Below are 12,337 nucleotides of genomic sequence, written 5' to 3' on the forward strand. Positions count from 1 at the left end.
AAGGTTATCAGTAGAAAAGAAATGACCCAGGCAACTAAAATGAAGGCAAAGACAGGATGGATTAGCAGCAAAGTAGCAATCGCGATAATAAGCCCTAATGATTGGGCATACATATCATCGAGCGTCGTGAGAATCTCAATAATTCCGCCCTGCATATCAGAAATTTTATTAATTAAACTGCCGGCAAAATTGTTTTGGAAATATTGGTGGGAATGTTGATTTAGATAAGCAAACATCTTTTCCATAGTGTCTTGGCGAAGATTAGGGAACAACTTCATTTTGACCCAATCCAAGAGACGCATATCAAGGCATAAGCCTATCCATACTGCGATGTATAAGAAAATATAAGGCTGAATGACGGCAAAGGCTGAGCGATCGCCAGCCGCTGCTACCGCTTTATCAATAATGATTTTAAGAATATAGGGCAACACGGTATTTGTTATTGCCCAAAAGAGAGCGACAAAAGCAAAAATCGCCAGATAAATTTTATAGGGCTTTAAAAGACTAACGATAAATTGGGTTAGTGATTGTTGTGCATTATTTTTCATGATGGCCTAGGGGCAAAACCCGATTCAAACTGTCTAAATTACGTATCTGTTAACGAAAACTCAAGGTTAATTGGACGTATAAAACGCAAAACGTAGTTTTGTTTACTTGACGTGCCCGATTATCCTGCCGATCCTCAGTGTTTAGGCTTAATAAAATCGCTGAACAAAATACCCTGTTGGTTTTTACATTGCGAACCATCAATCTTGTTGTTTTTTAAAAACGCGTTCAACTCGTCCGTGTTATAAAAATAAGAGACGGTTGAGCCTTTTCCATCGGGAGTTCTCATAAAAAAATAGGAGTGCTCGGGTTGCGAGGGGTCAAGGCGAATAAATTTGCCGGGGGCGCAAACAAAATCGTTAGGCTGAGCACCATAGTAAGCTTCTTGCTGCCGTGTCTCTTTAGCCTCTATCGCATTGGTTTTGTGCATCACGTAACTAAAAGGGAGTAGACAAAGCAGAGGAAGCCATAAGATGGCTGTAGAGCGATAAGCGTTTTCCGCCAGTTTGCGTGAGTGATAGAGTGCATAAAAAGCGATCAGTGGATAGAGCCAGATAGAATGGCCGATGATTGAAATATAGTGAGGATACTCGCTTCTAATTTCTGCTGTCGCGGCACCGCCACATAAACCCGCGTAACAGGCATACGTAACAAGCATATAAGGTACGGCCAATAGGGAAAGCCAAACCGTCGTGATTAAAAGAGTGCGATAAAAATGGTACATAGGCTTCTCCCTTTTAAATCCATTTCTACTCTATCTGGAAATGGCATTTGAGAAAAGTGGGCGTGAAAATGGCAAATACCTACGGAATCTGTCCCATGTAATCCATCTTTCCTATTTCAACACCTTGATTTCTTAAGATGCCGTAAGCGGTTGTCACGTGAAAGAAAAACTGTGGCAGGCCATAGTGTAAGAGATAGGTCTGGCTATCAAAGGTTCTTTCTTTCGGGGTTCCAGGGCGAATGGTAATTTCTTTTTCTTCACTGCCATTGATTTGTTCGGGCTTAATAGACGCGATAAATTGAAGGGTTTTTCAATGCGGGCTTGTAACGCTTCAAAGCTATCTTCATTATCTTCATAAGCAGGTACTTCTAAGCCAGCCAAACGGGCAGCTACGCCTTTGGCGAAATCGGTTGCAATTTGAATTTGACGAGTAAAGTCGAACATATCCGGAAACAAGCTTGCTTGCAGCAGGGCGTCAGCGGCCATGCCACTGCTGACAAGATGGGTTTGGGCTTTATCCAAAATGGTAGTTAATGAGTTCAGTAATTGTTTAAAGACTGGAATTGAAGCACTGTACATTGAAATAGCCGGGTTCATTTTTTCCTTAATAAATTGGAACAAAGTTAGCTAATCGACAAATCTTTTATCACAGATGATTTCAAGTGCCAACTGTTTGCCTTTATTCTATAGTTAGTTTGTGGCTCTAATTCAAGGAAAAGATAATGACTGAGCATGAAAACTTTAAAAAATGGCTAAAGCACAAATGTTCTCCGCAAACCGATACCATAAATACATTTGAGTATGGGGTAATACACGCCCTTTATAATCCTAAACGTGAGGTTTTCATTATGCTCCCAAGCCAAAAAGAGTATTCACGAGAGATAGTGGAAAATGCGTTTCAACACGAAGTAGAACTTAATCATCTGATTATTGAAATGCTGGAGCAATAAGATCATGCGAGAGTTATTAAAAGGGAATGTTCGGCTGGTTATTACCTATTGGGTTTTCGGCATGATCCCGGCGATCATTTATAAAGGAATAGGGCGTTTAATTGAAAAATATTACTTTCAATTAGCAACAGCATCTTATATAGAGTGGTTTTTTATCTCTATCTTATATTTCCTTTCATTTATTTCCCGCTGATTTACGTTGCGATTTGGCGAAGCAGTAATAAATACAATGGGCGTAGACTCTGGCGCTGGCTTGCCAAACTGGCAGTAATCTCGGGTGCTGTTCTACTGATTGTGAATGCTGTTTTATTGGTTAATTTATTCTTTAGGACCAGCTTGTCCGATAAAATAAAAATGGAAGTCACCCAGATCCAGAAAAGCTTACCGAGCAAAATTGATTCCGACACCGAAATTTACGCGATTTCATTTGATAACAAAACAATTACCTACAGTTATCGGTTACTGAAAGCAGATAAATCAAGCATTGATTTAAATTATTTTAATGAAAATATTAAACCTGAATTAATAAAAGAAGTATGCAGCGACGAGGATTTAAGTCGTTATATTAATCAAGGGATAATTTTTTCTGCTATTTATGATGATAAAAACGGCGCTGAATTAGGCCGGGCCTCTGTGAAGCCCGGTGATTGTAACTGATTAATCCGATGAGGGATTTTTAATACAATAAGTGCCAGATAATTTGCAAAACAAATCTTAAGTGTAGGGAGGCACTAGAGGTGGGGCATCTTCCATTTGCAAGCTAACAAAGTTGCTGGCAATTTTATCGATTTGCTTATGGCGTTCGGTTTGCATAAAGAAGGCGCTTTTGGTTAAGTATAGTTTCCCAATAATGGCCAGCAGGCCAAGACCTGTAGCCGCAATGGCGATATTAGCGAGAATAGGTTTCCAAAGTGCTCGGTGTTGCATATCGAACATGCTTTGCTGTAATGCTCTCTGAAACGTTCTTTGTGCAGCCCGTTGTTCTTCTTCATTTTGGGCATGAATGAATTTGCTGGCGAAGTGGCTTAGACTGATTGCTAAACAAAGCGCTTTTTTACCCTCTGCTTCAGCTGTCTTGTCATTCGGCAGGTTATATAATTCCAGACCGTAGTTTTTAATTGATTAATATTGCTATACAACATTGAAATTTGTGCATTCTTTTTAGCTGAGTAGGTTGTATTCGCTGGAGTTGGAACTTCAGGCAATAAATTCAACGCCGTTTCAAAATCTTCTCTAATCATTATTCGCCTGAGGAGGATTTGGCCATTAACAAGATCCGCAGTGACGGCATCAAGACGATCAGCCGGCGGTAATCGCTCTAAAATCAGGCTAAAGCCTTCTGGTATCTGCCTGCTGGCAAAGTGCAAAATATTCTCATTATCAGAGGTCTTTGTTTCAAGGAGGGCAGTGAGCCGCTCCTCTGGCGGTAATGAAGAAAGAATGAGTTTCACTAACTCATAATTTTTATAAGTTATGGCAAATTGCAGGCTTGCAGAAATACCACCCAGTTGTTCAATATTTTCAAAAATAGTTTGGTTAAGAGTGTCTAACTGTTCATTATTGAAGAACCCATTTTCTATCAGAGTCCTTAGTTCTTCTGACAAGACTGGAGCATAAGCAAACGCAGTAATGGCAATATAGGCAAGAACAGGGGTCAATCGCGCCTGTTCTTGTGTAGGCACACTCCGTTGCAGTTCTTGCAGAAATTTTCTTTGTGCGGTTTGTTGCTCGGCATCGGTTTGCGCGTTAATAAAATGGTTGGCAAAAGCGGCGAGACTGACCGCTAGGCAAATGGCCTTTTTGCCCGCTATCTCAGTGTCTCTATCATTAACTTGATCATATAAATTCAAGCTATGATTTTTAAACTGTTGGATTTGATCATAAAGTATTGCTATTTGTTTACTCTGTTTGGCTGAGTGAGCCGCGTTTGCCGGAGGAAGGACGATATCAGGCAACCAAGTCAATATTTCTTTAAATGCTTCCCTGCTCAATGTTACTTCAAGGGCATTGTGGTCGGAGAATATTCTTTCAGTAACGGCATTCAAGCGATCAGCCGGCGGTAAGAGCGCCAACATCACTTTGAATACTTCGATATGAAAGACTCCTCGCGATAATCCACTTTTTCCCCTTGTCTCTGCTTTAAGTGCAGTGAGTCGATCTTTCTCGGGTAATAAGCTTAATGTGGTACCTATGACCCCAGGATCCTCTGCTGTTAAGTATAAAACTGTAGGACGTCTCTCTATGATTGCAGTTAGACGATGATCTTCGGGCAACAACTCCAAAATCCAATGGAATTGTGATGGCATTCTAACTGTGGCGAAAGCCAACATAGGGGTGCCATCAGAGAGTTTAGCTTCAACGAGTGCAGTCAGTCGCTCCTCAAGGGGTAACGAAGTGAGAATTAATTTAAGTAATTCATAGTTTTTGTGAGCTATGGCTATTCGCAGGCTTTCAGAAAAACCACCTAATTGCTCAATGAGAAAAGCAGCAGGCTGCTCCTCTTGCGCCAATAAAGAGAAAAGATGTTTCACTAATTCATCATTTTTATGATGTAGGGCAAATTGCAAACAGGCAGAAAAACCACCAAATTTTTCCATATTATCAACAATGGATTGATTGATGGCGGTTAGTTGCTCACCCAAAAAAAGACCACTTTCTATCATTTCTCCCAGTGAAGTGGCATCGTAGGAAATTTGTGCATATTTGAACAATAAGGGGTAATAACTTGGAGGAAAGGCAAGGAGAAGATCTAAAAGGACATGCATATCTTCAATAATCAATTCTTCCAGGTTTTTCTTAAGGTAGTTTAAGGGTAGTGCAGTGGGGCTATCACTAACGGAAGATAAGGCGTGAGACTTGCCATACGATTTGTGAATACGCTCTAATTGTTCTGGCGATAAATCAGGTCTGGTATCCAGGGTAGCTGCATTATCCTTGTGATTTAAAATTTCTTGTAAGTAGGCAGCAGCCTGCTCCACACAGTTTTCATTTCTTAAATGTTCACAAACGTAGTCTAATGAGATACCGGATGGTGTTTCTAACGCTAATAGGGTTTCTTTAAGGGTACTGGGAAGCGATTCCAAATAGACAAAAAATCGGTTACCGCTCTTTGTGCCTCAAGACTGGCATAGGTTTCCCCGGTTAAGGTTTCGCCGCCTAAAAGAAACTGTTGGATGAATTCTTTAATGACTTCTCGTGGTGATTGGCCTTTGTTTACTGCTAATAAATTTTGGCGTAATTTTTTAAATGCTTCATTATGCTGATAAAGGGCTTCAGCTAATTCTGGATATTGTTGGGTGAGGCTGTTAAAAAATTTTGTATGGGTAGTAAACTCCCATTGTATGAGATCAGTCACATCAAAAAGCTGGCCGCCACTTATGGCAAATTGGCTTAAGGCTGCACGAGAAGGTTCCTGAGTTAAACAGGCAAGATTTTTAGCCTCAAAATGAAAGACTGGATTTTTTACGCGTTCGCGCAGAGACTGTTGGCGAGTTTCCTCCGTCACTTCATAGCTAATCAACATGGTGTTATTAGGAAGTAACAGTCCCAACATGTCTCCCATGGTCTTGGGCTCAAACAGGCGCTCAGCAATTTGCCAATACAATTGATTGCATTCCCCATTCGGCATGGCAAACAGGCTTAAACAAGTATCGGCATTTTGTTCGGCACGTTTTTTACAACGATCTAAAAAACCTTGGCGAAAAGTCTCTAAGCCCTCTCCAAAAAGTTTTATTAACGCTTCAATTTCATCACGAAGTTCTTGCTGAATCGTTTGTGTTTTAAGACTTGAGTAACTGCGTGGTGCCGCAATAGGGTCTTGAATTAGAGCTTGTTTTTCGATGAGTAAATTATGTAATTCTTCATTGATTAAATTAGCCACAAAAAACCTCAATTTATTGATTAATTTAGTGCACCCACAATCTTTTTAGGCGTAGATTTTTTAAATAAAAATAAACTTTTAGGCCGAGGGGCTTAGATCGGTGTTTAAGTGATTAGCAATTTCAGCAGTGGTGGAATTGGCCGAACGCGCTTCTTCTTTTAGCGAGGCAGTAAAGTTATTGGCGATGTTAGCGATTTGCCGATAGCGTTCGGTTTGCATAAAAAAGTACTTTTTGTTAAGTAGGCTTTTGGAGGGTTTATTATATCATAAATAATACAAATTAAGGAATTATTAGTCATTAAGGTAAGTCATTATTCCTAACTTCATCCATAACTATAAGATATTTCTGATGATTCTATTCGCTTGGAGGCGAGCTAATAGCATTTTCAATACAATCCCTGACGCCAATCGTAATATGAAAAAAACTTCCTGGCTTTTAAAGGTTGGTCTTGCTGCAAGATGATGTTTTTGTCGAAAAGCGGCCAGAGAAGGAGAGTTCACAACAAGGGCGAAATATTCTTTTAAGCCATAACGGGCTTTCAGTAATCCGCAAATTGAAAAATGATGTTTTTGTTCGATCGCTATTTGCGGAATTTTATTTTCTTCTGGATAAATAATAGAAATATGCGCGCCAACATCGTCAGGGGGGATAAAGTAAGCCGGTTTTTCAATGACGCCATGTTCATTCAGGAGAGGATGAGTTAGATGAATGTAGTCGTCATCAATTTTTAAATAACAGAAGTTATCACGCTGTTGAATAACACCTTCCGCAGTTAATTTTTTGGTGACACGCAACATACTGCCACCAGCTAATTCGGTTAGAATAATTTTCTCGAATTTGTCCATTTGTCGCTTCGTAAAAACGATGTCGAGGAAGTATAACTAATTTCCCAAATCCATTCTCGCCTTTATTTTTTATTAAAACGCCAGAACAACAGGGACATACTGAATCCAGCACCTATTGCCATTCCAGACCATAAGCCAACACCACCCAAATCGAATCGAGTTGCAAGCAAGTACCCAGCAGGTAAGGCAATTCCCCAGAAACTGATGATTGAGGTGATTAAGGTAAAATGGGTATCTTTTAAAGCGCGTAAGGCACCAAATAAAGTAATTCGTGTTGCTTCTAATAATTGAAATACGGCACTTACGGCAAATAACTGTTTTGTGTAACTGATGATGAGCGCGTTTTGCGGGTTTTCACATCCAAATCGATGGAAATTAATAGGTTCGGCCATAGCCAATAAATTATGGCAAATAAACTCATAACGCTGATAGAAATACAAAGACCTGCGTAATTGGCATGCTTTGCGGCAGCAATTTCATTGGCTCCAATTAAATGTCCCATACGCACAGTTACTGCCTGAGCAACAGAAAAAATAACACTCATGAGCGTTCCCATATATTGCAATGCAATTTGATTGGCAGCGAGTAATTGTGGACTTAAGGAGCCCATAACCAAGGTTAAAGCAAAGAAAAACCAACTTCAAAGCAATACATTACTCCCATCGGGAATCCGACTTTCAATAACTCCCAAATAAAAGAAGGCCTCTCGCGAGTAAAAACATGGTTAAAATAAAGTTGGTAACGTTTATTGATTAACACATAAGTAGATAAAACAAAGGCCATGATCCAGTAACTGATCGTGGTTCCCCAACCAGCACCAGCAATGCCTAAAGCGGGCAGCCCGAATTTTCCAAAAATGAGAGAAAAACTAAAAAACAAGGCCACTAAAACGGACAAAGCTGTAAATAGCATTACTACACGTCCATGTCCCAAACCGATAATAAATTCAAAGATCGCAACAACGATGAAAGTAGGTAATAACCCCCACGTCAATGCGTGTAAATAAGGTTCTGTCAGCAAGGCCAATGATTGTTTTTGCCCAAAGAATAGAAGTAAAGGCGCCATATTCCAAAATAAAAAATGGCAGGAATAGAAAGCAACACAGCCAGCAATAACCCATCGCGAATAACCTTGGCCACTGCGGGCATATCTTGGGCGCCATGTTTGTGTGCTACCAAAACATTAATAGAGCTTAGAGTGCCATATATAATGACAACAAAAACGCCAAATAACCAACTAACGAGAGCACCAGCGGCCATTGCCTCGTGACTTAAATGAGCAAGAAATACTGTTTCAAAGAATCCTATAGATGCGCTTACCAAGCCCGCTATGACAAGTGGGGATGCTAACCTGAGTAAAGGATAGAAATCATTTTTAACGATCGGCGACCACATACTTTTGACTCCTAAGCATTCCAGTTGGTGGATGCTAATGGTTCAGCGCAGCATAGCACCGGAATCACGGGTTACAATGACTATTTAAATCCAATTTTCATTCGTAGTAAAAGCAATTGTTATCCAAAGTTGTGGACTATCTCCGCCCATCGCATCCGCTATTTCGCGCCTAATTCTATCTAACTCTTCAACACTTGAGATAGGGTAATTCGCAGGCACAACAATGTGTATTTCGATAAATTGTGCACGGCCTATTTTGGCTACATAACTGGCGTATGTTTTAAAACCATACCGCACAACCAGTTGATCTAAAAAAGCCTCACTTTTTCATCAAGCCCAAAAGGCGCGATGAGAAATATATCGCGCATTGCATTAGCTACTGTGGGCATTGGCACAAAAATTAAAAAGGTAGACAGGACGGCTAATACGAGTGGATCAACGTAAGGTGTAAGATACTGGTACCGCCCTCCATCCATGAAGGTAGCAATACCAAATGCAACTAAAAGGGATAATGAAATGGTGCCAGACATTAACCAACTATGGGCATCAAGTCTTAAAAATTCAGAATTAATTTTTTGGTTTTTTTGTGCACATAAAAATACATGGACATGGATAAAACAGCCATTAGTAAAGCGATAAAAAAAGCCAGATCAAAATTTAATTCTCGACCACCCGATAAAAAACTGCCGATTGCGTTGATTAGGGCATAAGCTGAAAGCAGAATAAGAATGCTACCATTAAAAACTAGAACCATGGGTTCAACATGCCAGTAGCCATATTGAAAGCGACGATTACCCTCACTGGTCAAGAGGCGAGTAACTAATAAAGCAAGTATGGACATGAAGGCATCAATCGTGTCAAACATACCGTCAAATATAATGGCCAGTGAACCAGACAATAGACCAAAAGCGATCCCCGCAATTGATAAAAAAAGTCATCCCTATCGAGATTTTGAGGATTTGCTGTTCAGCAAATCCTTCCGCGATCTTTGTCAACCTGAGCTCCTCACAGCCGATCATTACTAGTTATTGTAACCACAATCATTCATTCTTGATCCAGTAGTTTGGGCTTGGCGCGTGAATTGCACTCAGTGATAACTACAGTTCCTTGATTGCTGTGAGCCGATGCTTTGCTTAATAGCCCACCACCAACAAGGGATTAGTTATATCTGGTGGCTGAAAGTCCAATAATCTGGTGGAAATTTTATGGGAAACAGTTTGGGGTTGATAATGGCATAGATAAATGTGTATGGGGGCCGATTCAACTTTCGATAAAATGGCTTTCTTTTCCTCAATACTAAGCGGCGCCAATGAAAAAAGCTCTTCGTAGATTGCTATTTTTCGGTCGTCTTGAGTATCGGCGTCATAAAACTCATTGAAAAAATCCACGAGTGTTTCCAAAGTATAAACGCGTTCGCTTTTATTATTTTCAACCCATTGCTTACCGTTATAGGCGTTCTGTCTTTGTAATTCATTGGCAGTGTTTGATTGCAATATACAATACTCAGAAGTACCGATTTCATCATTGACGGGCAGGATAGTAAAGACGTGCCCAGCAAAGCCATCCACACTGAAAAATGGTATTCCTTCCTCTTCTGTGGTACGCAAAATATCAAGCAAATAGGGCAAATCAAGATGATTTCCTTCCGTATTAAGTTCCCTCTTCGAGTGAGATAATAAATCGTAAAGATTTGTGGCTAGAGTACCGCAATCAATATGTTTCACTAAATTGGTAATTTGGTCTCGACTTATCACCGCTTCGACAACACGCTCTCGCTCAAGCAAAGCAAAATTGAGGATAATATCGACTGGCTCCAGCGAAAAAGCAAATTCATCAACAAGGTCATTATTTATAGAATGCTCAAACGAGGAAAGTATTATTTGGCCGGCCAATGAGAATTTAGCTTGGTAAAGCGATTCTTCTTCTAAATAAAGATAAATAATATTTTCAGGTAATTGTTCTAGATCCATATACTCTTTCTCGCTGACAATTCTGACTTCATGGTTACGAAAAGGGTTGTGGAGAGCGGTGGCTTGAAATTCTTGCAATGCACGAAGACTTCGTGCAAATGTATCGCTCATTGGCAAATAGGGCACTAAGATCACAGTTGTTCCAAAAATTTCTCTTAATTGCCTGTCTAAAAGATTTGACAAATAGTTATTAAATTCACCAACAGAAAAAGGTTTATTTTTGCAAGAAATGAATTTATTTTTCGGGAAAGTGAAAAGAAAATCATTGGAATTGTAAATGGCAACAGAGGGATTAACCAACCCGGGTTTTTCCCCGGTGGATAGATGATGCATGGCATTAATATTATCGCCGTATAAAGCCAAAAACATCTTTAATGAGAATGAGTGTTCTTATGGTCTCGTAAGTCTTGAAAAATAAAAAGTTTTTTCTTAACAGTAATTCGCTTTTAATGTGGTCATTATTTCGCATCATTTTTCACTAAATAGTTCAATATGAGCGCAATAATACAGCAGAAATATTAAGACAATATTATAGAAAGATAATGGTTTAAGACCATCTACTTAACGCTGTACGGTCTTTAAAAAAGACCTGGGTGAAACGAAGCGAAGCTCGGGCTGCAGTCTAATTTCTTCATCGGGACTTTGATTGATGAGTGTGTAATTTTGAAGAGGAGTGGTTACGATCAAATGAGAGATCATATGCAAAATACGAACGCTGAGGTAAAAAGAAGTAAGTGGCAAAGAGTTTCTTAAAAAAAGCCCGAAGATAATAAAGCTATGCCTGGCGTTTTTCCCGTAATTTTTGATTTTTTCATTCTTGGCAATTGTAGCTACTGCTTTATTCCATATCTGTTCATTCATATAAAGAAAGGCCATTTGCATGCTACGCTGCGAAGCTTCAATGAAAATAATGGTATTATGATCTTTAAGTTTTGCTTCTTTGTTACCCACAGGAGGAACGTTTTTTGTTACCAAAACATATTTGTTATCGAGAGTAGTCAACATCCTGTCGAAATTTGTTTTTTCCATGGTTCCATGGACAGCCACCAAGATCTCTTTTTCATTGAAGGTTGCCTGAAGAGAGAGCAATCCTTTGAAATTAATTTTTCTGGTATCAATTTGATAAGTTTTTGTTTTGCTCTCTTTATTTTTAGAGGCGAGCGCTAATGAATATAGCTTGCGAGCTTCCGGAAGAGTGGTTTTATTTATTTCTAAGCCGAAGGGGGCGGGATCAGCAAATGATAAAAAGGGAATGGTTAAAAGAAACAAAATCCTATAGAACATGATTCCTCCCTGATTCAAACTAAAGATCGCAGCGTTTGGAGCGAACTAGATCGTCATTAATCATCTATCGAAGTGATATATGATGTTCTAGATACCATTATTATCTTAAGTAATCGCGCTGCCTGCTAACATTAACATCACAAGAATGGTCTTATGATGGTTCTTTCTTATGTGCAAATAATAAGAGTACGTTTCAGGAAAAACAATAGTGCTATGCTTGTTGTGCGATTTAAGTTTGATCAAGGCTACTTTGGCTATTTTATGGCAATTTGCTTAGAATTCGGCAGATCAGCCTTTGGCGGGGAGTGGTTTTAGCAGTTAGACTGAGTGGTTTATTATTATTCTGACGCTTTAAATCTAAAATTAAGTATTACTAAGTTTATGGAATAGTTTGTATGGTTGTATTTGATCTTAAAATGTATTTTGATAAAAAATTCACCAATATTACATTGGAAGAGGCTCAACTTGAACAGATTGAGTTTCAACATTGTCAATTCAAACAATGTAAATTTTCTAGCGTTGTTTTCAGTAAAGTAAAGTTTACTGACTGTGATTTTGAATCATGTGAGCTGTCGCTCTCAAAGTTTCCAGCTTGTAAATTTTCAGAGGTCTCCTTTAAGGATTGTAAACTTGTGGGAATCAACTGGACGGAATTAAGTTGGCCATTAGTAAAGCTTGCCAGTCCCCTTTATTTTTATACAAGTAACATTAGCCACTCTAGTTTTTATGGTTTAGCGCTTGCT

At 39.3% G+C, this 12,337-nt stretch carries 15 protein-coding genes and 4 pseudogenes; 4 read left to right on the forward strand and 15 right to left on the reverse strand.

Going from position 1 to position 12,337, the window contains the following annotated elements:
• The 3 genes and pseudogenes from BN58_RS21835 to BN58_RS21840 all read right to left on the reverse strand — a co-directional run.
• Positions 1 to 548: pseudogene (locus tag BN58_RS21835) on the reverse strand (ABC transporter ATP-binding protein); the annotation flags it as partial.
• A gap of 134 nt (positions 549 to 682) precedes the next feature.
• The gene (locus BN58_RS03770) at positions 683 to 1,270 is read right to left on the reverse strand and encodes a hypothetical protein (RefSeq protein WP_019215710.1); all 588 of its coding nucleotides are present in this window, start codon (positions 1,268 to 1,270) and stop codon (positions 683 to 685) included.
• Between the two features lie 79 nt (positions 1,271 to 1,349).
• Positions 1,350 to 1,867, reverse strand: a pseudogene (locus BN58_RS21840) (DUF1993 domain-containing protein).
• A gap of 125 nt (positions 1,868 to 1,992) precedes the next feature.
• On the opposite strand from BN58_RS21840, the gene BN58_RS03780 reads away from it, so the two are divergent.
• The 3 genes from BN58_RS03780 to BN58_RS03785 all read left to right on the forward strand — a co-directional run bounded on the left by BN58_RS03780 (position 1,993) and on the right by BN58_RS03785 (position 2,877).
• A complete protein-coding gene (locus BN58_RS03780) occupies positions 1,993 to 2,220 on the forward strand; it encodes a hypothetical protein (RefSeq protein WP_019215711.1) in 228 nt (75 codons plus the stop codon).
• A 4-nt stretch (positions 2,221 to 2,224) separates the two neighbouring features.
• Positions 2,225 to 2,413 (forward strand): hypothetical protein, encoded by a 189-nt coding sequence (locus BN58_RS32645; RefSeq protein WP_156812344.1) that lies wholly within the window; start codon positions 2,225 to 2,227, stop codon positions 2,411 to 2,413.
• A 101-nt stretch (positions 2,414 to 2,514) separates the two neighbouring features.
• On the forward strand, positions 2,515 to 2,877 hold the full coding sequence (locus tag BN58_RS03785; RefSeq protein WP_156812345.1) for a hypothetical protein: 363 nt from the start codon (positions 2,515 to 2,517) through the stop codon (positions 2,875 to 2,877).
• A gap of 57 nt (positions 2,878 to 2,934) precedes the next feature.
• On the opposite strand, the gene BN58_RS03790 is transcribed toward BN58_RS03785, so the two are convergent.
• The 12 genes and pseudogenes from BN58_RS03790 to BN58_RS03855 all read right to left on the reverse strand — a co-directional run bounded on the left by BN58_RS03790 (position 2,935) and on the right by BN58_RS03855 (position 11,594).
• Positions 2,935 to 3,156 (reverse strand): hypothetical protein, encoded by a 222-nt coding sequence (locus BN58_RS03790; protein ID WP_026069234.1) that lies wholly within the window; start codon positions 3,154 to 3,156, stop codon positions 2,935 to 2,937.
• A 101-nt stretch (positions 3,157 to 3,257) separates the two neighbouring features.
• Entirely contained in the window at positions 3,258 to 5,303 is a 2,046-nt protein-coding gene (locus BN58_RS03795) for a hypothetical protein (protein ID WP_019215714.1), read from the reverse strand.
• Positions 5,264 to 6,100, reverse strand: coding sequence for a hypothetical protein (locus BN58_RS03800; protein ID WP_019215715.1), 837 nt, complete (start codon positions 6,098 to 6,100; stop codon positions 5,264 to 5,266). Before BN58_RS03800 ends, BN58_RS03795 begins: the two co-directional genes overlap by 40 nt.
• A 78-nt stretch (positions 6,101 to 6,178) precedes the next feature.
• Positions 6,179 to 6,319 carry a hypothetical protein gene (locus tag BN58_RS30500; protein ID WP_019215716.1) on the reverse strand — a complete coding sequence of 47 codons (141 nt, stop codon included), beginning with the start codon at positions 6,317 to 6,319 and terminating at the stop codon, positions 6,179 to 6,181.
• Between the two features lie 114 nt (positions 6,320 to 6,433).
• Positions 6,434 to 6,946: a hypothetical protein gene (locus tag BN58_RS21845; RefSeq protein ID WP_019215717.1), complete on the reverse strand. Its 513-nt coding sequence runs from the start codon at positions 6,944 to 6,946 to the stop codon at positions 6,434 to 6,436.
• A 62-nt stretch (positions 6,947 to 7,008) separates the two neighbouring features.
• The gene (locus BN58_RS32650) at positions 7,009 to 7,344 is read right to left on the reverse strand and encodes an MATE family efflux transporter (protein ID WP_232220310.1); all 336 of its coding nucleotides are present in this window, start codon (positions 7,342 to 7,344) and stop codon (positions 7,009 to 7,011) included.
• Positions 7,248 to 7,556, reverse strand: coding sequence for an MATE family efflux transporter (locus BN58_RS32655; RefSeq protein ID WP_232220311.1), 309 nt, complete (start codon positions 7,554 to 7,556; stop codon positions 7,248 to 7,250). The genes BN58_RS32650 and BN58_RS32655 overlap by 97 nt, the downstream gene beginning before the upstream one ends.
• 8 nt (positions 7,557 to 7,564) lie before the next feature.
• A pseudogene (locus BN58_RS37470) lies at positions 7,565 to 8,340 on the reverse strand (MATE family efflux transporter).
• 84 nt (positions 8,341 to 8,424) lie between these two features.
• Positions 8,425 to 8,637, reverse strand: a complete 213-nt coding sequence (locus tag BN58_RS32670) for a hypothetical protein (RefSeq protein ID WP_026069237.1) — start codon at positions 8,635 to 8,637, stop codon at positions 8,425 to 8,427.
• 11 nt (positions 8,638 to 8,648) lie between these two features.
• A pseudogene (locus BN58_RS37475) lies at positions 8,649 to 9,238 on the reverse strand (cation diffusion facilitator family transporter).
• Between the two features lie 235 nt (positions 9,239 to 9,473).
• Complete coding sequence (locus tag BN58_RS03850) at positions 9,474 to 10,679, reverse strand: hypothetical protein (RefSeq protein ID WP_019215720.1); 1,206 nt, start codon at positions 10,677 to 10,679, stop codon at positions 9,474 to 9,476.
• 192 nt (positions 10,680 to 10,871) lie between these two features.
• A complete protein-coding gene (locus tag BN58_RS03855) occupies positions 10,872 to 11,594 on the reverse strand; it encodes a hypothetical protein (RefSeq protein ID WP_019215721.1) in 723 nt (240 codons plus the stop codon).
• Positions 11,595 to 11,989: 395 nt separating this feature from the next.
• Here BN58_RS03855 and BN58_RS03865 point away from each other — a divergent pair.
• On the forward strand, positions 11,990 to 12,337 hold a 348-nt coding region (locus BN58_RS03865; protein WP_019215723.1), incomplete at its 3' end, for a pentapeptide repeat-containing protein.

Source organism: Legionella tunisiensis (assembly GCF_000308315.1).
GTDB lineage: Bacteria > Pseudomonadota > Gammaproteobacteria > Legionellales > Legionellaceae > Tatlockia > Tatlockia tunisiensis.